The sequence below is a fragment of the Bacillus sp. FSL L8-0528 genome, assembly GCF_038593085.1.
Lineage (GTDB): Bacteria > Bacillota > Bacilli > Bacillales > Bacillaceae > Bacillus > Bacillus paralicheniformis.
In genome coordinates, this window is the sequence record NZ_CP151961.1 from 693,310 (window position 1) to 714,073 (window position 20,764).

Sequence of the window (20,764 nt, forward strand, 5' to 3'; positions counted from 1 at the left end):
AATACGATGGATCCAATAATCGTGACATAGAACCACCATTTTTTAAAGACAAGGCCTTTATTCTCGCCGCTGAACAATGCTTTACATCCGCCGATTAAAAGCAGAATAAGCGGAACGATATATGCCAGGCTGACGCCGACAGTTCCTCCTATTGCAGCCGCGATATAAAAAGTACCCGCTAATTTAGTATGTTTTTTTACGATACATGCACCGACGATGGCCAGTGCAGACAGCAAAATAACCGCCCAGGATGATCCGATAACTTCTCCAGCGCCATCCGCCTCTAAAGCGGCGCCTAACCCTCCGAATAATAAACCTGAAAATCCTGCAAAAATCCCGAAAATACCGCCTAGTAACCCCAGTACAAATTCTGCCGTACGTTTGACAGGGGCTTGAAAATTTGTTTGTTCTGACATGTAATGTCCCCCTTATAATCTATGTCATAATGTCTAAAACATAATAATCCAAAAAAGGAAAAAAGTCCATATATTTTTCATGACTATTTTACTATTATTTTATATTGTCAGAGTGTTAAGGACTATTTTAGACTTTTTTTAATATCGTTTAAATTTTGGGTTTGTTTAATGTTTTTTAGAAGAATCATGCAGGGACACTAAAGAAAAAATATTCAGAAAGAAGATACCGACCTTTTAATCCTATGCAGCGTGAATAAATTGAGGTTTTCGCAAAATCCTTATACAGAGCGGGTTTTACCGGTTTTGACCCGACTGAAATTTGTTTCCTTAAATAAAAAAAGTTCTACTCTGACTATATTTCTGCAAGAAGTGAATCATGTTTCTATAGACTCACTCAAGTTTTGCTTTGTATGATTAAAAGCGAAAACACGGATGGGAAAGGAAGCTTTTTATGGAACGGTATGATGAATTAAAAAAAGGTGAAACCGGGGCATGGGTCAGCATCATCGCTTACATTGTGCTGTCGGCTGTTAAATTGGCCGTCGGGCTTCTATTTCACTCCGAAGCCCTCAGAGCCGACGGACTGAACAATACAACAGATATTATCGCCTCAGTAGCGGTGCTGATCGGCCTCAGGATTTCTCAGAAGCCGCCTGATGAAGACCATCCGTACGGACATTTCCGCGCTGAGACGATTGCCTCGATGATCGCTTCATTTATCATGATGGTGGTCGGTCTTGAAGTGCTGTACAGTTCGGGCGAAATGCTGTTTAATCCGAAAGAAACGACACCGGACATGATTGCGGCCTGGACGGCGGCAGGCAGTGCCATCGTGATGTTTTTGGTTTTCCTCTACAATAAAAGGCTGGCAAAAAAGGTAAACAGCCATGCCCTCTATGCAGCCGCCGCCGATAATAAATCAGATGCCTATGTCAGCATCGGAACGTTCGCAGGCATCTTTGCTTCGCAATTTAACCTTGCCTGGGTCGATACGGCAGCAGCGTTTATCATCGGATTGATCATCTGCAAAACGGCTTGGGGGATTTTTAAAGAGGCGGCCCATTCTTTGACGGACGGGTTCGATATTAAACATATTTCAACGTATAAAGAAACGATCCGGAAAGTTCCCGGCGTCGGCAAAATCAAAGATGTTAAAGCGCGTTATTTGGGCAGCACCATCCACGTGGAAATCATTGTGGAAGTGAGATCAGACCTCAACATTGCAGAAAGCCATGATATCGCCGATGAAATTGAGAGAAGAATGCAGGAGGAACACTCGATCGTTCATTCCCATGTTCATATCGAGCCCTCTGGAGAGAAATAAGAAGCGGTTACTGACCGCTTTTTTTGTTTTTCCACTCTGAAATTCGAAATAAAAAAAGACAAAACTCTATTTTCCTCCAGTTAGTTGTTTTCTGAGAGTACATCGTTTATGGTAAAGTTATATAAATTCGATTCGTCAGCAATGAGGAGGAAGAGGATGGCATACGAAGAAACGCTGCATCCCGTTTTGGGAAAAGTAGCTGATAATATTGACAAAGTAATGGTAGGAAAGAAAGATATTGCCGTTTTAAGCCTGACTGCCATTCTTGCAAACGGACACGTCCTGCTGGAAGACGTTCCAGGCGTCGGAAAGACGATGATGGTTCGCGCCCTGGCAAAGTCAACCGGCGCTGAATTTAAGAGAATCCAGTTTACGCCAGATTTACTGCCTTCAGATGTAACAGGCGTTTCCATATATAATCCCAAAACACTGGAATTTGAATACCGTTCAGGTCCGATTATGGGAGATATCATCCTCGCAGATGAAATCAACAGAACGTCGCCGAAAACGCAGTCGGCGCTTCTGGAAGCGATGGAAGAAGGAAGTGTGACAGTAGACGGCGTGACAATGCCGCTTTCAAAACCTTTTTTTGTAATGGCTACGCAAAACCCCGTCGAGTATGAAGGGACATATCCGCTGCCGGAAGCTCAGCTTGACCGCTTTTTATTCAAGCTGAGAATGGGATATCCGACAGTGCGCGAAGAGCTTCAAGTGCTCGATCTTCAGGAAAACCGCAGCCCGATTGAGGAAGTTGAGCCTGTCATAGAGAAAGAAGAGCTTGCCGCATTTCAAAAAGAGGCTGAAAAGGTGTATGTAGACGCTGCGATTAAAGAATACATTGTTGAGATCGCCCAAAAAACGAGGAGTCATTCCGCCGTTTATCTCGGCGTGAGTCCGCGCGGCTCAATCGCCTTGATGAAGGCTGCTCAGGCGTTTGCATTTTTATATAACCGTGATTATGTCATTCCTGATGATATTCAGTATTTGGCGCCTTTTACCCTTGCACACAGAATGATTCTGCGGTCAGAGGCGAAATTTGAAGGAAAGCGGCCTGAAGCTGTCCTTCAGGACATTATGTCAAAAACGGAAGTTCCGGTCAGAAGGCCGATGAGCAACTGATGAGAGAGCGCATCGGTCTTGTGAAGTACGGATGGAAGCTGTTTATCGTGTTTCTTCTGTTTGCTTCAACGTTTTGCTATGCGATGTTTCAAGGGGGATTTGTCAGCTGGTTTTTGTTCTACTCATTTCTTCCCTTTGTGCTTTACGCTTTCCTGTTTGCCTTTTATCCGCTGAAGAACATGACAGCGGAGCGGAGGCTGAGCCGCGGACAGTATAAAGCCGGTGATCAATTGGAGGCTTTCGTCGTGTTAAAGAGAAAATGGCCCTTTCCGATCATGTTTATGGTCGTGGAAGACTGTCTGCCTGATTCGCTGGGGAGAAACGGGGGTTCGGCAGAAGCCAAACAGTTTCTCTTTCCTTGGTTTAAAAAAGAAATTAAGATGACGTACACGATCAATTCGGTTCCGAGAGGAGACCACCGTTTAGCAAAAATCAGGGTCCGCACAGGTGATCCGCTCGGACTGCTGGAAAGAGAATGCGAGATTCAATTGGAAGACTCCTTTCTCGTTCTGCCTTCCTATCAAGAGATTAATTTCCGCGCCAGCGGAGGCTCTTATGATGAACATGCAGGCCGCGTTTCAGAGCTTCGCCGAAAGGACAGCACACTGGCATCAGGTATCAGGGAATACCAGCCGGGCGACCGGTTTGCATGGGTCGACTGGAAGACGTCAGCACGGCGCAGCCAGCTGATGACGAAGGAATTTGAGCAGACGAAAGGGGATGACCTGCTCGTCTTCATGGATCAGTCTCCCTCTGATGCTTTTGAAGAGATCGTCGCGTTTACCGCTTCCATCATTCGTTCGGCCATGCGGAGCGGGACGAATGCAGGGCTTGTTTCCACAGGAAAGGAGCGGAATGTCTTCCCGGTTCGGCAAGGGGAGGAGCATCTGAGAAAGCTGTTTTACTACTTGGCGCTTGCCGATTGCGATGCGGTCCAGCCGTTTCACAGTCTGCTGGAGGGTGAATTCGGCCATCCAGATATGAGAAAAGCCGTTAAATATATTGTGACAAGCCGCATCACCAACGAATTGGTGCAGGTTTTGAAGAAACCGCTCTCCGGCGGACTGCCCGTCATTTGTTTGGTGAAAAAAAAAGGCGGAGCCCTCTCAAGTGAGGAAAGCGCCGCTGTCCAACAATTAAAAGCGCGGGGGATTGAAGTGAACGTTATTTACGGGGAACATTTTTCCCGGGGTTTTGCTGAAGCGAGGTGAGAAAATGTTGTCCGGGGGAAAAAGAAACAGTTTCGGTTTATTGCTTTTTTATGTGCTAACCTTTTTGCTGCTGTGGGAATGGCTGCGTCCTTTGCAGTATTTTACCGATACGGGGCACACCGTCTTTTTTATTTTGTTTATTGCCTTAGTATTTTTGCTTACATTTTTTAAGGTCCCTTGGTTTATCAGATTTCCGGTCAGCCTTGGCTTCGTTCTGTTTGCGCTACACACGATTTTTTACGAAGGATCGGTGTTTTCACCTTCATGGATTGCCCTGCTTTTTCAGGATTTAAATCAAAATTTCTCCTATATTTTCTCCGGCATGTGGCGGGATATGTCGCCGTTGTTTCGGACGCTGCTCTTTTACGTCCTTCTTTGGCTGCTTGTATACTTGCTGCACTACTGGGTGATCTATCAGCGCAGAATTTTATTCTTTTTTATCATGACCGTTGTTTATATCGCGGTGATCGATACATTTACGCCGTTTGACGCATCATATGCGATCGTCCGGATCGTGCTGATCGGCTTTTTGCTTCTCGGCCTGCTGTATTTGGAACGGATCAGGGAATCAGAAGCGTTAAAATCCTCAAGATCGCGGTTTGCCAAATGGTTTGCACCGCTCTTATTGATGACTGCCGCCGCCGTTTGCATCGGCGCGGTCTCGCCGAAAGCCGATCCCGTCTGGCCTGATCCGGTGCCGTTTCTGCAGACGGCTGCGACCGGCGATTTTGCTTCCTCAGGCAAAAGCAAAGTCGGCTATGGAACGAATGATGAGGCATTGGGCGGGCCATTTTCAAAAGACGATACATGGGTATTTACATGGCAGGGAAATGAACGAAGCTATTTCAGGGTAGAAACGAAAAGCCGCTATACAGGTAAAGGCTGGATTGAAGACGAAAAAGCGGGCGCGTCCATCCAGCTTGACGAGGGTGAGCTGGATTACCAGTGGTACGACGAAGACGTGAAGACCGAAACGCGCAAAGCGATCGTCGATATCGATCCGGCTTATCGGTACGATCACGTCCTGTATCCGATCGGGACGACTGAAATCAAGCTCAACAATTTCTTTGTGCCGCTCCGCATGAACTTAAACACAGAGAAAATAAAACCGGCCGGCAAGACAGGCGCGGACATTCAGAACCTGGAAAGCTATTCGGCCACCTATAAATCACCCGTCTTTGATGTTGAGCAGCTGAGGAAGGTCAGCTTGGAGTCGGAGGGGAAATGGAGCAGAAGCCATGAGAAGTACCTTCAGCTTCCCACTTCCCTTCCCGACCGCGTGAAAACATTGGCGCACGATTTAACGAAAGACGAAGATAATATATATGACAAAGCGAAAGCGATTGAGAAGTATCTCGGTTCTTCCGAGTTTTCTTATGAAACGGAAGATGTGGCTGTTCCTAAAGGAGACCAGGATTATGTCGATCAGTTCTTATTTGAGACGAAAATCGGCTACTGCGACAATTTCTCCACAGCTATGATCGTGCTGCTACGGTCGGCCGGAATACCGGCCCGCTGGGTAAAAGGCTATACATCCGGTGAATATGCAGGAACGACGGCAGACCGGAAACGGACGATTTACGAGGTGACAAACAACAATGCCCACTCCTGGGTTGAAGTGTACTTTGAAGGACAAGGCTGGGTTACGTTTGAACCGACGAAAGGCTTTTTAAATCCGGAGCAGCTCGTTGAAGAGTCCAGCGACCGGCAAGCCGGTGCGGCTTCTGATAAAAAAGAAGATGATAAGAAAAACGACGGAGGTCAGCGTCCGCAGGATGTAAAAGAACAAGACAACAAAGAGAAGCCCGAATCTCAGACAAAGCGTGATGCCGAAGGCGGTTCTCATGCCGGCAGCGGGGATGCAGATCGCTCCCTTTTGACCGGTGCGGCCGTCCTCGGTCTGTTGCTGGCGTTGACAGCGGTGCTTTACTTTACAAGGGCAAAATGGATGCCGCACATCATCATCAACAGGCTGAAAAAACGGCGTGATGGCGCGGTTTTCTTCAAAGCTTACGAAGAGCTGCTCCGCCAGCTGAAGCGCCAAGGCATGCAAAAAGAAGAAGGCCAGACGCTGCGCGAGTTTGCGAAGACGGTTGATGAACGCTTTCAAAGCGGGGAAATGACAGCTTTGACCCGTCAATATGAACGGGCTCTGTATCGAAAGGAAGACGCCGCAAAACTTTGGAATGATTCGGCGGAGTTATGGGAAAATTTAATTAAAAAGAGATAGTCTTGACCGCTTTCAGTCGTATTGTTAGAATAAGTGAATATTAAAAACCCTTATATATTCTTGCTGGCAGGCTCGGCGGCTTATCTATCGGACAAGCCGGGCCTTGTCCCGTGAATGGGGGCAGGACGGCCGTGTGTCTGCCGCCATTTTTTCTGTGCAAAAAGACAATTTGATAAAGAGGTGACACCATGACGAAGTTAGTAAATGAAATGATTCTTGTGTTGGATTTTGGAAGTCAGTACAACCAGCTGATTACCCGCCGTATTCGTGAGTTTGGTGTATACAGTGAATTACATCCTCATACGTTGACGGCAGAGGAAATTAAAGAAATGAATCCGAAAGGAATTATTTTGTCCGGCGGTCCGAACAGCGTTTATGACGAAGGATCTTTCCGCTGCGACGAAAAGATTTTCGAACTGGATATCCCTGTTCTTGGCATTTGCTACGGCATGCAGCTGATGACGCATTACCTTGGCGGAAAAGTAGAAGCGGCGAGCCAGCGCGAATACGGAAAAGCGAACATTCATATCGAGGGTGAACCGGATCTGTTTAAAGATCTTCCAAACGAACAGGTCGTCTGGATGAGTCATGGTGATCTAGTTGTTGAAGTTCCAGAAGGCTTTACCGTTGATGCGACAAGCCATCATTGCCCGAATTCAGCTATGAGCAAGAAGGATAAGAAATGGTACGGCGTTCAATTCCATCCGGAAGTCCGCCATTCAGAATACGGAAACGACCTTTTGAAAAACTTCGTTTTCGGTGTTTGTGAATGCGCCGGCGAATGGTCAATGGAAAACTTTATTGAGATTGAAATGCAGAAAATCCGCGAAACAGTCGGCGACAAGCAAGTGCTGTGCGCCTTGAGCGGCGGGGTTGACTCCTCTGTCGTTGCGGTCTTGATCCATAAAGCGATCGGCGACCAGCTCACTTGTATTTTCGTAGACCACGGTCTCCTTCGAAAAGGCGAAGCGGAAGGCGTGATGAAGACGTTCAGCGAAGGCTTCAACATGAACGTGATCAAAGTTGATGCGAAAGACCGCTTCCTGAACAAGCTTAAAGGTGTCTCAGACCCTGAGCAAAAACGTAAAATCATCGGTAATGAGTTTATCTACGTGTTTGACGATGAAGCGGAAAAACTGAAAGGTATTGACTTCCTTGCACAGGGAACGCTTTATACCGACATTATCGAGAGCGGAACAGCGACAGCTCAGACGATCAAGTCGCATCACAATGTCGGCGGACTTCCGGAAGACATGCAGTTTGAACTGATCGAACCGCTGAATACGCTCTTCAAAGACGAAGTGCGTGCGCTCGGAACCGAACTCGGCATCCCTGACGAAATCGTTTGGCGCCAGCCGTTCCCTGGTCCAGGCCTCGGCATCCGCGTTCTTGGAGAAGTGACGGAGGAAAAGCTTGAAATTGTCCGCGAATCAGATGCGATTCTCCGCGAAGAAATCGCCAAAGCTGATCTTGAAAAAGATATTTGGCAATACTTCACTGTTCTTCCTGATATCCGCAGCGTCGGCGTCATGGGAGACGCAAGAACTTATGACTATACGATCGGTATTCGCGCCGTGACATCGATTGACGGCATGACATCCGACTGGGCGAGAATTCCTTGGGATGTTCTTGAGACAATCTCAACACGGATCGTCAATGAAGTGAAGCACATTAACCGTGTGGTTTACGACATTACGAGCAAGCCGCCTGCAACAATCGAGTGGGAATAAGACAAATGCCTCAGCCGCATAAAGGCTGGGGCGTTTTTTATTGGGAGCAAAAGGTTGGAGCTGATACCGGTTATATTCACCGCTTTCATCGCCGCAACTGCCTTGTCATGTATCTTCTGATCGCGGCGTGACAACCGAAAGGCATCAAAATTAAAGAGTCATTTTCAAACCGTGTGCGAAACGCCATAGCAGAATATGGAACACGAATACGATATCATGATAAATCGTGTTTTATTCAAAAACGATTCACGGTCAGAATCTGGAAAAAACAACGAACGAAGCGAACATTAAAATCATTAATGTTCGTTTTTTTATATTGTGTTCAGCGTTAGATATTGCTACAATAGTATAGTAATTCAAAAAAGACTTGTCGTATAATCATGGGGATATGGCCCATAAGTTTCTACCAAGCTACCGTAAATAGCTTGACTACGCTTGTATACAATATTTTGTCCGTGAAAAAAACATTTTTTCAGTATGAAATATGCCGTAGTCAAGCGTCCCGCCAATTGGGGCGTTTTTTGTTTAAAAGCAAAGGTTTTTGAAACAATAAAAGCGACAGACAAACGAGAGGAGTATACCATTTTGAAGCGTTACTTTCAGTTTGAAGAATTGGGCACAAACTACCGGAGAGAAATGATCGGCGGACTCACCACATTTTTGTCCATGGCATATATTTTGATCGTCAACCCGCTTACCCTTTCTCTGGCGTCGGTGGAAAATTTCCCGGATGCATTGAGAATGGATCAAAGCGCGGTCTTTACGGCAACAGCGGTTTCAGCAGCTGTCGGCTGTTTTATCATGGGGCTGCTTGCGAAGTATCCGATCGCCCTTGCGCCCGGAATGGGGCTTAACGCATTCTTTGCATTCTCCGTTATTCTGAACATGCAGATTCCATGGCAGACGGCCCTTTCCGGCGTTATGGTTTCCGGACTTATTTTTATCGCTCTTTCGCTGTCCGGTTTGAGGGAAAAAATAATCAATTCGATTCCTTATGAGCTGAAAATGGCTGTCGGTGCGGGAATTGGTCTGTTTATCGCTTTCGTCGGTTTGCAGGGCTCCAAAATCGTCGTATCCAACCCGGATACCATTGTGTCGTTTGGAAATATTCATTCAGGTCCCGTTCTTTTGACTGTTTTCGGACTGATCATTACTGTCATTTTAATGGTATTGCGCGTGAACGGCGGCATTTTCTTCGGTATGCTGCTCACGGCGATTGTCGGCATGATCTTCGGTCAGATTGACGTTCCTGACAGAATTGTCGGTGCTGTTCCCAGCCTTGCACCGACATTTGGACAAGCCTTTATCCACCTTCACGATATCTTTTCGGTGCAGATGCTTGTCGTCATTTTAACGTTTTTATTCGTCGACTTTTTTGATACGGCCGGTACATTGGTGGGTGTTGCATCACAAGCCGGTTTGATGAAGGATAACAAACTGCCGCGCGCTGGCAGGGCATTGCTTGCCGATTCTTCCGCAACTGTTGCCGGAGCGATTCTTGGTACATCGACTACGACCGCTTATGTTGAGTCAAGTGCCGGGGTAGCGGCCGGAGCGAGAAGCGGTTTTGCGGCGATCGTAACAGGCGTTTTGTTCTTGCTGTCGCTGTTCTTCTCGCCTGTCCTGAGCGTTATCACTTCGCAAGTGACGGCGCCTGCTTTAATCATCGTCGGCGTGCTGATGGTGGCGAATCTCAACAAAATCGACTGGACGAAGTTTGAGATTGCGGTGCCCGCATTCTTAACGATGATCGCGATGCCGCTGACATACAGCATCGCCACCGGAATCGCGATCGGATTTATTTTCTACCCGATCACGATGATCTTTAAAGGCAAAGCAAAAGAGATCCATCCGATTATGTACGGGTTGGCTGTTGTGTTCATTCTTTATTTCATTTTCTTGAAATAAGGTGTGCTGTGCGAAAAAGGGGCTTGTTCATTTGGACAAGCCTTTTTTATTTTCAAATCATTAAAAACGGAACCTTCCGCCTTCGTTTTTCGTCATATATAAGGGCTGCCGCATCTATGATAAAAAGAGGTTTGTCTTGACTGTTTCACACAGCTTATGTAATTTATAAAAGTGCTTTTCATTTATGTAAAGCTTTTGAATAGAATAGGAGTTGCTTATATGATTGAAGAACATCACAAACGAAATGAAGATGATATAGAAGAACCTGCTTCGAGGATGTCGAGGAATTCCCGGAAAAAAGCGAAGAAAAGCAAGGAGACAAATCCGTCCGCGGCGAAAGTTAAATCGGTGATGGAGAGCGTGATTGCCGCTTTGTTCCGCTATTTCAGCTTTGTGCTCGATATTTTAAAATCCCCGGTGCGCAGCGCACTTGATTTTGATCGGTCTTATTTTAAGTATTCCGTTATTTCAATGACGCTTTTAGCCGTTTTCTTTTCGCTCGGCAACTTTTATCAGCTGCTTGCAGGCAGGGGGAGAATTCTCGGGTTCGGCGTATCAGTGCCGTTCCTGGAAGTGTTTTTGGTTGTGTTTATCTATTGCATGGCTTTCATGTTTTGGATGGCTGCATCGAGCTGGGTTGTATCGAATTTTATGCTCAGGTATAAAGTTTCTTTTTTCGATATCACGGCAAAGTACGGTTCTCTATTGGTTCCGTTTATCGTCCCCGCCGCTTTGTGGATGATATTCGCGATTATCAACTTCACGGCCGCGACGGTGATTCTCTCGATCGTCATCTTTATGGGATTGACATTCGGGACTTTTACGCTGATTCAATCGATTTATGAAAAAAGCGAAAAAGCGCGGTTTGACCTGATGTACTGTGTGTTTACCGTCTTTTTGCTTGAATTGGTATTCGTTGCGGCAACATGGAAGCTGGTAGGCGGATACTTGTTGTCGTCGCTTATCCCGGTTTAAGGAGATATAGCCGGTTCTTCTAGAAGAACCGGTTTTTTCTCCGCATCAATTCTGAGTTGACTCATAAGAATAATGTGTATATATTGTAACCAATTAGATGGGGGAGTGATCGATGGCTAACTTTCTTCGAAAAGCCGTAAAGCAAAAAAAGGAGTATTTAATCAGGCAGCTTGCAAAATCAGGACGGCTGGACAATTTGAAAGACCTCTCGTCATACACGCTGAGCGATTTGGAAAAGGAACACCGCAAGCTGAGCGAATCAGATGAAGATCGTCAGCGGGATCATAAGCACCAGCTCTGAAAGACGTTCATTTGAACGTCTTTTTTAATTGCGTTTCAATGCTTTGAAACCGGCAGAAAAAGGGTAAACTGATGGGAGTGAACAATGTCGAAAAATTTTGTGGTGAAGCAGGGCCATTACAGGATTGTGCATGGAGAATTTCTCTAGTAGAATATGATTGCTTTGCATCTAAAGGAGGGATTTCAATTGCTTCACTCAGCACTATTGAACGGTGTGATCATGGTTGGAATTATTCTGGTTATCAATATTATATACGTAACGTTTTTAACCCTTCGAATGATACTGACTCTTAAAGGCCAGCGGTATCTCGCCGCTTTTATCGGGACAATCGAAATGCTTGTCTACGTCGTCGGGCTGGGGCTCGTTCTAGATAATTTAAATCAAATCCAAAACGTGATTGCTTACGCGGTCGGATTTGGAATCGGCATCATCGTCGGCACGAAAATTGAAGAAAAGCTCGCTTTGGGCTATATTACCGTTAACGCCATTACGAAAGAGCTTGATTTGGATTTGCCGAAACAGCTCAGGGAAAAAGGCTACGGCGTCACCCACTGGGTCGTCGGCGGACTTGAGGGAGACAGAACGGCGATGCAGATTTTGACGCCGAGAAAATACGAACTGCAGCTGTACGAAACGATTAAATCAATCGATTCAAAAGCATTTATCATTTCCTATGAACCGAAGACGATACACGGCGGATTCTGGGTGAAAGCCGTAAAGAAAAGGAGAATTAAAGAATAATGACAAAGCCGAAAAAAAAGCGCTTTGAAGTAACGGAAGGCGAAACGATCGAATCCGTGTTGACGAAGATGCAGGAAGAAGGCTATACACCGGTGCGCCGAATGGAGGAGCCGGTCTTCAAAGAAACAAAGGAAAATGGAACGATTCAGGTTGTTCCATGCGGAAGAAAAATTATATTCGAAGGGAAATTACTCTAAACCCGAACATTAGAACAACAAAATATACTATCGTTCGATAATGTCGTTGACATTATCACAGTCCGTTGTTAAGATAAACATGACATGAAAACACATCCTCATATAATCTTGGGAATATGGCCCATAAGTCTCTACCCGATGACCGTAAATCATCGGACTATGCAGGAAAGTGGACAATAAACTGACATGGAGATCGCGAGAAGCGGACTAACTGACGATACACGCGCCATGCCCGGTTTGTGTTGCTTCCTACAAATGCAATACATGCCGGGCTTTTTATTTGCGAAGAATAACAGCTAAAGGTGGGACAAAAAGATATGCAGCCTCTTCTTGGTGTTATCATGGGAAGCACATCTGACTGGGAAACGATGAAACATGCCTGCGGCATACTCGATGAACTGGGAATTCCGTTCGAAAAAAAGGTCGTTTCCGCACATCGGACGCCTGATTTAATGTTTGAATATGCCGAAACGGCGCGGGAAAGAGGCTTGAAAGTCATCATTGCCGGAGCGGGCGGAGCCGCCCACCTGCCGGGAATGGTCGCAGCCAAAACGACGCTGCCCGTCATCGGTGTGCCGGTTCAGTCAAAAGCGCTGAACGGCCTCGATTCGTTGCTTTCAATCGTTCAAATGCCGGGCGGTGTACCCGTTGCGACCGTTGCCATCGGCAAAGCGGGGGCGGTCAACGCCGGACTGCTTGCGGCGCAGATTTTGTCAGCTTTTGACGAAAAGCTTGCCGGAAGATTGGATGAACGAAGGGAAAGCATCAGAAAAACCGTGTTGGAAAGCAGTGATCAGCTTGTATAAACAAACGATTTTTCCGGGAGCGACAATCGGCATTATCGGAGGCGGACAGCTTGGCAAAATGATGGCGGTCGCGGCCAAACAAATGGGCTATAAAATCGCTGTGGTTGACCCTGTTCCTTCATCACCGTGCGGCCAGGTCGCAGACCTTGAAATTACGGCTGCCTATAATGATCGCGAAGCGATACGGAAGCTTGCCGAAGCGAGCGATGTGATTACTTATGAATTCGAAAACATCGATTATGATGCGCTGAACTGGCTGAAAGAGCACGCATACCTTCCGCAAGGGAGCGAGCTGTTGCTCCTTACGCAAAACAGGGAAACCGAGAAAAAAGCGATTGAATCAGCGGGCTGCAAAGTTGCCCCGTACCGAATCATTCACGACCGGACGGAACTGGAAGCGTCTGTAGCGGAGCTCGGTCTTCCGGCGGTGCTGAAAACTTGCCGCGGCGGGTATGACGGAAAAGGGCAGTTCGTCCTGAAACAACAAGCACAAATCGGCGAGGCCGCAGCACTTTTACAGCACGGCACATGCATTTTGGAAAGCTGGGTTCCTTTCAAAATGGAATTGTCCGTGATCGTGACGAGATCGGTTCACGGAGAGACAACCGTTTTTCCGGCGGCAGAGAACATCCATAAACAAAATATCTTATTCCAGAGCATCGTCCCGGCACGGGTCGATGAAAAGGTTCAGGAACAAGCGGCAGCACTTGCCCTCAGGCTTGCCGAAAAGCTTCAGCTTGTCGGAACGCTGGCCGTTGAGCTTTTCCTGAAAGAAGACGGCGGGCTTCTCGTCAATGAGCTGGCGCCGCGGCCGCATAATTCCGGCCATTACACCCTTGATCTTTGCGAAACGAGCCAGTTTGAACAGCATATCCGTGCAGTCTGCGGACTGCCGCTCGGCAAAACGGACCTTTTGAAGGAAGGAATGATGGTAAACCTTCTCGGAGACGAAGTGTACATGGCTGAAGAAGATCCCGAACTATTAAAAGAAGCGAAGCTTTATATATACGGAAAGCATGAAGTCAAACCGGGCCGCAAAATGGGGCACATCACATTTTTAAGAACACCCGACAATGAATGGATCGGGAAGATGACAGAAAAGTGGATTGAAAGAGATGGAGGACGAAAACAATGATCGAACGTTATTCAAGACCTGAAATGGCTGCGATTTGGACGGATGAAAACAGATTCCAAGCATGGCTGGAAGTTGAAATACTGGCTTGTGAAGCTTGGGCGGAGCTCGGCGTCATTCCGAAAGAAGATGTGAAGGTTTTGCGGGAAAAAGCGTCATTTGACATCAACCGCATCTTTGAAATCGAGCAGGACACGCGCCACGATGTCGTCGCATTTACCCGCGCCGTATCGGAAACGCTTGGCGAAGAGAAAAAATGGGTGCACTACGGACTGACATCAACAGATGTGGTCGATACCGCTCTTTCCTATCTATTAAAACAGGCGAACGATATTTTGCTCAAGGACATTGAGAGATTTGTTGACATCTTGAAAGAAAAAGCGAAGGAACATAAATATACGGTCATGATGGGACGCACACACGGCGTGCATGCAGAACCGACGACATTCGGCTTGAAGCTCGCCCTTTGGTATGAAGAAATGAAGCGCAACCTGGAGCGCTTCAAGCAGGCGAAAGAAGGCATCGAAGTCGGTAAAATCTCAGGCGCCGTCGGAACTTACGCGAACATCGATCCATTCGTCGAGCAGTACGTATGTGAGAAGCTCGGCTTAAAACCGGCGCCGATTTCAACACAGACGCTGCAGCGCGACCGCCATGCCGATTATATGGCTGCACTGGCGCTAGTAGCGACAAGCATCGAGAAATTCGCCGTTGAGATCCGCGGCCTCCAAAAAAGCGAAACCCGCGAAGTCGAAGAATTTTTCGCAAAAGGCCAAAAGGGTTCATCTGCCATGCCGCATAAACGCAACCCGATCGGTTCGGAAAACATGACGGGAATGGCGCGCGTCATCCGCGGCTACATGCTGACCGCCTATGAAAATGTACCGCTTTGGCATGAACGCGACATTTCGCATTCATCAGCAGAGCGCATCATTCTGCCTGATGCGACGATCGCGCTGAATTACATGCTGAACCGCTTCGGCAACATTGTGAAAAACTTGACCGTGTTCCCTGAAAACATGAAGCGCAACATGGACCGCACACTCGGATTGATCTACTCTCAGCGCGTTCTTCTTGCTCTCATTGATACCGGCATGGCGCGCGAAGAAGCGTATGACACCGTTCAGCCGAAAGCGATGGAAGCATGGGAGAAACAAGTACCGTTCCGCCAGCTTGTCGAGGCTGAGGAAAAAATTACGTCCCGACTGTCTCCGGAACAAATTAACGACTGCTTTGATTACAATTACCACTTGAAAAACGTCGACTACATTTTTGAACGTTTAGGCTTAGCGTAGAATAGACCGCCCGCTTTGACAGGCGGGGGTCTAAAAGATGAAATATTTCCAACATTCGGGTTAGGAGGCCTTCTGTGAATATTGTGAAAAATGAACTTTTATATGAAGGAAAAGCGAAAAAGATATACCTGACGGATGATGACAACACGTTGTTTGTCGAATACAAAGACTCGGCGACAGCTTTTAACGGAGAAAAAAAAGCCGAGATTGACGGAAAAGGCCGTTTAAATAACGAAATTTCCAGCCTGATTTTCACAAGGCTTCACGAGAAGGGAATCAACAACCACTTTGTTGAACGAATTTCTGAAACGGAGCAGCTCATTAAAAAAGTGACGATCATCCCGCTTGAAGTCGTTGTCCGCAATGTCGTTGCCGGAAGCATGTCCAAACGGCTCGGCATTCCGGAAGGCACGGAGCTGGAGCAGCCGATTATCGAGTTTTACTACAAGGATGACGCGCTCGGCGATCCGCTGATCACAGAAGACCACATCCGAATTTTAAACGCGGCTGAGCCTGAACAGGTGGAGAAAATCAAATCGATTACGAGACAGGTAAACGAAGAGCTGCAGACGATTTTCGCGGCTTGCGGTGTCAGATTGATAGATTTCAAGCTTGAGTTCGGGCGCGATAAAGACGGCGAGGTCCTGCTGGCCGATGAAATTTCCCCGGATACGTGCCGGCTGTGGGATAAAGAAACGAATGAAAAGCTTGATAAAGATGTGTTCAGAAGAAACCTGGGCGGATTGACGGATGCATACGAAGAAATATTCAAAAGACTTGGAGGCATGTAATATGTACAAAGTTAAAGTGTATGTCAGCTTAAAAGAGAGTGTTTTAGATCCTCAGGGGAGCGCCGTTCAGCATGCTTTGCACAGCATGTCCTACAAAGAAGTTCAGGACGTCCGCATCGGCAAATACATGGAGCTCACAATCGAAAAATCGGACCGCGACCTTGACGTTCTCGTCAAAGAAATGTGCGAAAAACTTTTGGCCAACACGGTGATTGAAGATTACAGATACGAAGTCGAGGAGGTTGTCGCACAGTGAAATTTGCGGTGATTGTGCTGCCTGGCTCAAACTGCGATATCGATATGTTCCACGCGATCAAGGATGAGCTTGGCGAAGAAGCTGAATACGTCTGGCATACAGAAACAAGTCTTGATGAATATGACGGCGTCCTCATTCCGGGGGGATTCTCATACGGGGATTATTTAAGATGCGGCGCGATCGCCCGCTTCGCAAACATTATGCCGGCCGTCAAAAAAGCGGCTGAAGAAGGAAAGCCGGTGCTCGGCGTCTGCAACGGCTTTCAAATTTTGCAGGAGCTCGGTCTTTTGCCGGGCGCGATGAGACGCAACAAAGATTTGAAATTTATCTGCCGTCCGGTTGAACTGGTCGTCCAAAACGATGAAACGATTTTTACATCTTCCTACGGCAAAGGCGAATCCATCACGATTCCGGTCGCTCACGGCGAAGGAAACTTCTACTGTGATGAAGAAACGCTTGCAGGATTACAAGAAAACAACCAAATCGCTTTCACATACGGAACGGATATCAACGGAAGCGTCGCCGGCATTGCAGGCGTCGTCAATGAAAAAGGCAATGTATTAGGCATGATGCCTCACCCTGAACGCGCAGTCGATTCTCTGCTCGGAAGCGCCGACGGTCTTAAACTGTTTCAATCTATCGTGAAAAATTGGAGGGAAACTCATGTCGCTACTGCTTGAACCAAGTCAAGAACAAATTAAGGAAGAGAAGCTCTATCAGCAAATGGGTGTCAGCGATGACGAGTTTGCCATGATTGAATCGATTCTCGGAAGACTTCCAAACTATACGGAAATCGGGATTTTTTCGGTCATGTGGTCAGAGCACTGCAGCTACAAAAATTCCAAGCCGATCCTGAAAAAGTTCCCGACAAAAGGCGAACGCGTCCTGCAAGGACCGGGGGAAGGCGCAGGAATCGTCGATATCGGCGACAATCAGGCGGTTGTCTTCAAAATCGAATCGCACAACCATCCGTCAGCGATTGAGCCTTATCAGGGAGCTGCAACTGGTGTGGGCGGCATCATCCGCGACGTCTTTTCAATGGGCGCGCGTCCCATCGCTGTTTTGAACTCTCTCCGGTTTGGCGAACTCACTTCACCGCGTGTGAAGTACTTGTTTGAAGAAGTAGTCGCGGGCATTGCCGGGTACGGAAACTGCATCGGCATTCCGACCGTAGGCGGGGAAGTTCAGTTTGACAGCTGCTATGAAGGCAATCCGCTTGTCAACGCGATGTGTGTCGGTTTAATCAACCATGAAGATATTAAAAAAGGGCAGGCGAAAGGCGTCGGCAATACGGTCATGTACGTCGGCGCGAAAACGGGGCGCGACGGCATCCACGGCGCCACGTTCGCCTCAGAGGAAATGTCTGACCAATCAGAAGAAAAACGCTCGGCTGTGCAAGTCGGCGATCCGTTCATGGAGAAGCTGCTTCTTGAAGCGTGTCTGGAAGTCATCAAATCAGACGCCTTGGTCGGTATTCAGGACATGGGGGCGGCAGGACTGACAAGTTCAAGCGCGGAAATGGCGTCCAAAGCCGGATCGGGCATTGAGATGAACCTTGACTTGATCCCGCAGCGCGAAACAGGGATGACGCCGTACGAAATGATGCTTTCCGAATCCCAGGAGCGTATGCTTTTAGTCATCGAACGCGGCCGCGAACAGGAAATCATCGATATTTTTGACAAGTATGATCTTGAAGCTGTGGCTGTCGGTCATGTGACAGACGACAAGATGCTGCGCCTTTTCCACAACGGGGAAATGGTTGCTGATCTTCCGGTTGATGCGCTTGCAGAGGAAGCGCCGGTTTACCATAAGCCGTCAAAAGTTCCGGCTTATTATAAAGAGTTCCTTGAAACAGACGTCCCTGCGCCAAAAGTCGAAGATGCGAAAGAAACGCTTCTCGAACTCCTAAAGCAGCCGACTATTGCGAGCAAAGAATGGGTGTATGACCAATATGACTACATGGTCAGGACGAACACGGTTGTCGCACCGGGCTCTGACGCAGCCGTTCTGCGGATTCGCGGCACGAAAAAGGCGCTCGCCATGACAACGGACTGCAATGCCCGCTACTTGTACCTCGATCCGGAAAAAGGCGGGAAAATCGCTGTCGCGGAAGCGGCCCGCAATATCGTCTGCTCCGGAGCGGAACCGCTTGCCGTTACGGATAACCTCAACTTTGGAAATCCGGAGAAGCCGGAGATTTTCTGGCAGATCGAAAAAGCGGCAGACGGGATCAGCGAGGCGTGCAACGTGCTCAGCACACCGGTCATCGGCGGAAACGTTTCTCTTTACAACGAATCAAACGGAAGCGCGATTTACCCGACGCCTGTCATCGGAATGGTCGGACTGATCGAAGATACGGACCATATTACGACCCAGCATTTTAAAGCAGCGGGCGATTTGATTTATGTCATCGGCGAAACATTCCCTGAGTTCGCCGGAAGCGAGCTGCAAAAACTGTCCGAAGGAAAGATTTACGGCAAAGCGCCTGCCATTGACTTGGAAGTCGAACAAGCGCGTCAAAAAGCGCTTCTGAAAGCGATCCGCACCGGGCTCGTTCAGTCCGCGCATGACGTCTCAGAAGGCGGCATCGGCGTGGCGCTGGCGGAAAGCGTCATATCTTCTCAAGGACTCGGCGCCAATGTGACGCTTGCAGGCGAACCTGCATTGTTATTCAGCGAAACACAATCACGGTTTATCGTCTCTGTGAAAAAAGAGCATCAAGAAGCGTTCGAAAAGCTTGTCAAAGACGCCGATCTCATCGGCGAAGTAACGTCAGACAGCGCGCTGGCTGTTCAAAGCCAGGAAGGACAACAATGGATTCATGCGCAGACAGAAGAGCTCGAAAGCGCATGGAAAGGAGCTATCCCATGCTTGCTGAAATCAAAGGCTTAAATGAAGAATGCGGCGTATTTGGGATTTGGGGGCATGAAGAAGCACCGCAAATTACGTACTACGGCCTTCACAGCCTTCAGCACAGAGGCCAGGAGGGCGCCGGCATCGTGGCGACAGACCGCGAAAAAATGTCCGCCCACAAAGGCCAGGGGCTGATTACCGAAGTTTTTCAAAACGGCGAGCTCAAAAAGGTGAAAGGAAAGGGAGCGATCGGCCATGTCCGCTATGCAACGGCGGGCGGCGGCGGCTTCGAAAACGTCCAGCCGTTCCTTTTCCATTCGCAAAACAACGGCAGCCTTGCGCTTGCGCACAACGGAAACTTAGTAAACGCCAGTCAGCTGAAACAGCAGCTTGAAAACCAGGGCAGCATTTTTCAAACGTCTTCTGATACGGAAGTGCTCGCCCACTTAATTAAAAGAAGCGGCCACTTCGAGTTGAAAGATCAGATTAAAAATGCTCTTTCCATGCTGAAAGGCGCTTATGCTTTCCTGATCATGACGGAAAAGGAAATGATCGTAGCGCTTGATCCGAACGGACTCAGACCGCTGTCTGTTGCAATGCTCGGGGACGCGTATGTCGTCGCTTCTGAAACGTGTGCGTTTGATGTGGTCGGCGCGACATATTTGCGAGATGTAGAACCGGGCGAGATGCTGATCATCAATGATGAAGGCATGAAGTCAGAGCGGTTCTCCATCAACATCAACCGCTCGATCTGCAGCATGGAGTACATTTATTTCTCAAGACCTGACAGCAATATTAACGGCATTAACGTTCACAGCGCGAGAAAGAATCTCGGCAAAAAGCTTGCTGAAGAATCAGGCATTGAAGCAGATGTGGTGACAGGGGTTCCGGATTCAAGCATTTCAGCGGCGATCGGCTATGCCGAAGCGACGGGAATTCCTTACGAACTCGGACTGATCAAAAACCGCTATGTCGGCAGAACGTTCATTCAGCCGTCACAGTCGCTCAGGGAGCAGGGCGTGAGAATGAAGCTGTCAGCCGTCCGCGGGGTCGTTGAAGGCAAGCGCGTCGTCATGGTGGACGATTCTATCGTAAGAGGGACGACGAGCCGCAGGATTGTGACGATGCTGCGCGAAGCCGGAGCGACGGAAGTGCACGTCAGAATCAGTTCCCCGCCCATTGCCCATCCGTGCTTTTACGGAATTGACACATCAACGCATGAAGAACTGATCGCGTCCTCCCATTCAGTGGAAGAAATCCGTCAGGAAATCGGCGCCGATACATTGTCATTCTTGAGCATTGAAGGACTCCTTTCCGGGATCGGAAGACAGTATGAAGACGAAAACTGCGGGCAGTGCATGGCCTGCTTTACAGGAAAATACCCGACCGAGATTTATCAGGATACGGTTCTTCCTCACGTGAAAGAAGCTGTTTTGACAAAATAAACCGGCCGGCGCTCTTGAAGCGCCGCGCCTCCTG

At 47.9% G+C, this 20,764-nt stretch carries 19 protein-coding genes, 1 pseudogene and 2 riboswitches; of the genes and pseudogenes, 19 read left to right on the forward strand and 1 reads right to left on the reverse strand.

Going from position 1 to position 20,764, the window contains the following annotated elements:
• Positions 1-71: 71 nt before the first annotated feature.
• Positions 72-416 (reverse strand): annotated as a pseudogene (locus MHI30_RS03505) (DUF4064 domain-containing protein); the annotation flags it as partial.
• Positions 417-867: 451 nt separating this feature from the next.
• Here MHI30_RS03505 and MHI30_RS03510 point away from each other — a divergent pair.
• The 19 genes from MHI30_RS03510 to purF all read left to right on the forward strand — a co-directional run bounded on the left by MHI30_RS03510 (position 868) and on the right by purF (position 20,730).
• Positions 868-1,740: a cation diffusion facilitator family transporter gene (locus MHI30_RS03510; RefSeq protein WP_075755274.1), complete on the forward strand. Its 873-nt coding sequence runs from the start codon at positions 868-870 to the stop codon at positions 1,738-1,740.
• A 156-nt stretch (positions 1,741-1,896) separates the two neighbouring features.
• Entirely contained in the window at positions 1,897-2,859 is a 963-nt protein-coding gene (locus MHI30_RS03515; RefSeq protein ID WP_020450424.1) for a MoxR family ATPase, read from the forward strand.
• On the forward strand, positions 2,859-4,070 hold the full coding sequence (locus MHI30_RS03520) for a DUF58 domain-containing protein (protein WP_075755276.1): 1,212 nt from the start codon (positions 2,859-2,861) through the stop codon (positions 4,068-4,070). Before MHI30_RS03515 ends, MHI30_RS03520 begins: the two co-directional genes overlap by 1 nt.
• A 4-nt stretch (positions 4,071-4,074) precedes the next feature.
• The gene (locus tag MHI30_RS03525) at positions 4,075-6,300 is read left to right on the forward strand and encodes a transglutaminase domain-containing protein (protein WP_075755278.1); all 2,226 of its coding nucleotides are present in this window, start codon (positions 4,075-4,077) and stop codon (positions 6,298-6,300) included.
• Between the two features lie 188 nt (positions 6,301-6,488).
• Positions 6,489-8,030, forward strand: coding sequence for a glutamine-hydrolyzing GMP synthase (guaA, locus tag MHI30_RS03530; protein WP_145653737.1), 1,542 nt, complete (start codon positions 6,489-6,491; stop codon positions 8,028-8,030).
• Between the two features lie 5 nt (positions 8,031-8,035).
• Complete coding sequence (locus tag MHI30_RS03535; protein WP_256700785.1) at positions 8,036-8,161, forward strand: hypothetical protein; 126 nt, start codon at positions 8,036-8,038, stop codon at positions 8,159-8,161.
• Between the two features lie 219 nt (positions 8,162-8,380).
• Positions 8,381-8,482, forward strand: a riboswitch (purine riboswitch).
• A 133-nt stretch (positions 8,483-8,615) separates the two neighbouring features.
• A complete protein-coding gene (locus MHI30_RS03540) occupies positions 8,616-9,938 on the forward strand; it encodes an NCS2 family permease (RefSeq protein ID WP_075755282.1) in 1,323 nt (440 codons plus the stop codon).
• A 219-nt stretch (positions 9,939-10,157) separates the two neighbouring features.
• On the forward strand, positions 10,158-10,913 hold the full coding sequence (locus MHI30_RS03545; protein ID WP_020450430.1) for a hypothetical protein: 756 nt from the start codon (positions 10,158-10,160) through the stop codon (positions 10,911-10,913).
• Between the two features lie 112 nt (positions 10,914-11,025).
• On the forward strand, positions 11,026-11,214 hold the full coding sequence (locus MHI30_RS03550) for a hypothetical protein (RefSeq protein ID WP_075755284.1): 189 nt from the start codon (positions 11,026-11,028) through the stop codon (positions 11,212-11,214).
• Between the two features lie 186 nt (positions 11,215-11,400).
• Positions 11,401-11,955: a DUF5698 domain-containing protein gene (locus tag MHI30_RS03555; RefSeq protein ID WP_003179524.1), complete on the forward strand. Its 555-nt coding sequence runs from the start codon at positions 11,401-11,403 to the stop codon at positions 11,953-11,955.
• Entirely contained in the window at positions 11,955-12,152 is a 198-nt protein-coding gene (locus MHI30_RS03560; RefSeq protein WP_020450432.1) for an NETI motif-containing protein, read from the forward strand. The genes MHI30_RS03555 and MHI30_RS03560 overlap by 1 nt, the downstream gene beginning before the upstream one ends.
• Before the next feature lie 78 nt (positions 12,153-12,230).
• A riboswitch (purine riboswitch) is annotated at positions 12,231-12,333 on the forward strand.
• Between the two features lie 136 nt (positions 12,334-12,469).
• Positions 12,470-12,958 carry a 5-(carboxyamino)imidazole ribonucleotide mutase gene (gene purE / locus MHI30_RS03565; RefSeq protein ID WP_075755286.1) on the forward strand — a complete coding sequence of 163 codons (489 nt, stop codon included), beginning with the start codon at positions 12,470-12,472 and terminating at the stop codon, positions 12,956-12,958.
• Positions 12,951-14,093, forward strand: coding sequence for a 5-(carboxyamino)imidazole ribonucleotide synthase (gene purK, locus MHI30_RS03570; protein WP_081379957.1), 1,143 nt, complete (start codon positions 12,951-12,953; stop codon positions 14,091-14,093). Before purE ends, purK begins: the two co-directional genes overlap by 8 nt.
• Positions 14,090-15,385, forward strand: a complete 1,296-nt coding sequence (gene purB / locus MHI30_RS03575; RefSeq protein WP_020450435.1) for an adenylosuccinate lyase — start codon at positions 14,090-14,092, stop codon at positions 15,383-15,385. The genes purK and purB overlap by 4 nt, the downstream gene beginning before the upstream one ends.
• 74 nt (positions 15,386-15,459) lie before the next feature.
• Positions 15,460-16,176, forward strand: coding sequence for a phosphoribosylaminoimidazolesuccinocarboxamide synthase (purC, locus tag MHI30_RS03580; RefSeq protein WP_020450436.1), 717 nt, complete (start codon positions 15,460-15,462; stop codon positions 16,174-16,176).
• A gap of 1 nt (position 16,177) precedes the next feature.
• Positions 16,178-16,432, forward strand: a complete 255-nt coding sequence (purS, locus tag MHI30_RS03585) for a phosphoribosylformylglycinamidine synthase subunit PurS (RefSeq protein ID WP_003179532.1) — start codon at positions 16,178-16,180, stop codon at positions 16,430-16,432.
• Complete coding sequence (gene purQ, locus MHI30_RS03590; protein WP_075755290.1) at positions 16,429-17,112, forward strand: phosphoribosylformylglycinamidine synthase subunit PurQ; 684 nt, start codon at positions 16,429-16,431, stop codon at positions 17,110-17,112. The genes purS and purQ overlap by 4 nt, the downstream gene beginning before the upstream one ends.
• Positions 17,096-19,324, forward strand: a complete 2,229-nt coding sequence (purL, locus tag MHI30_RS03595) for a phosphoribosylformylglycinamidine synthase subunit PurL (protein WP_075755292.1) — start codon at positions 17,096-17,098, stop codon at positions 19,322-19,324. Before purQ ends, purL begins: the two co-directional genes overlap by 17 nt.
• The gene (gene purF / locus MHI30_RS03600; RefSeq protein ID WP_065644531.1) at positions 19,300-20,730 is read left to right on the forward strand and encodes an amidophosphoribosyltransferase; all 1,431 of its coding nucleotides are present in this window, start codon (positions 19,300-19,302) and stop codon (positions 20,728-20,730) included. Before purL ends, purF begins: the two co-directional genes overlap by 25 nt.
• Positions 20,731-20,764: the final 34 nt, after the last annotated feature.

Coding starts and splice junctions, on each gene's coding strand:
- MHI30_RS03510 (WP_075755274.1), top strand. CDS start 868: ATGGAACGGTATGATGAATTAAAAAAAGGTGAAACCGGGGCATGGGTC.
- MHI30_RS03545 (WP_020450430.1), top strand. CDS start 10,158: ATGATTGAAGAACATCACAAACGAAATGAAGATGATATAGAAGAACCT.
- MHI30_RS03560 (WP_020450432.1), top strand. CDS start 11,955: ATGACAAAGCCGAAAAAAAAGCGCTTTGAAGTAACGGAAGGCGAAACG.
- MHI30_RS03515 (WP_020450424.1), top strand. CDS start 1,897: ATGGCATACGAAGAAACGCTGCATCCCGTTTTGGGAAAAGTAGCTGAT.
- MHI30_RS03525 (WP_075755278.1), top strand. CDS start 4,075: ATGTTGTCCGGGGGAAAAAGAAACAGTTTCGGTTTATTGCTTTTTTAT.
- MHI30_RS03535 (WP_256700785.1), top strand. CDS start 8,036: ATGCCTCAGCCGCATAAAGGCTGGGGCGTTTTTTATTGGGAGCAAAAG.
- guaA (WP_145653737.1), top strand. CDS start 6,489: ATGACGAAGTTAGTAAATGAAATGATTCTTGTGTTGGATTTTGGAAGT.
- purS (WP_003179532.1), top strand. CDS start 16,178: ATGTACAAAGTTAAAGTGTATGTCAGCTTAAAAGAGAGTGTTTTAGAT.
- purL (WP_075755292.1), top strand. CDS start 17,096: ATGTCGCTACTGCTTGAACCAAGTCAAGAACAAATTAAGGAAGAGAAG.
- purB (WP_020450435.1), top strand. CDS start 14,090: ATGATCGAACGTTATTCAAGACCTGAAATGGCTGCGATTTGGACGGAT.
- purE (WP_075755286.1), top strand. CDS start 12,470: ATGCAGCCTCTTCTTGGTGTTATCATGGGAAGCACATCTGACTGGGAA.
- purF (WP_065644531.1), top strand. CDS start 19,300: ATGCTTGCTGAAATCAAAGGCTTAAATGAAGAATGCGGCGTATTTGGG.
- MHI30_RS03520 (WP_075755276.1), top strand. CDS start 2,859: ATGAGAGAGCGCATCGGTCTTGTGAAGTACGGATGGAAGCTGTTTATC.
- MHI30_RS03550 (WP_075755284.1), top strand. CDS start 11,026: ATGGCTAACTTTCTTCGAAAAGCCGTAAAGCAAAAAAAGGAGTATTTA.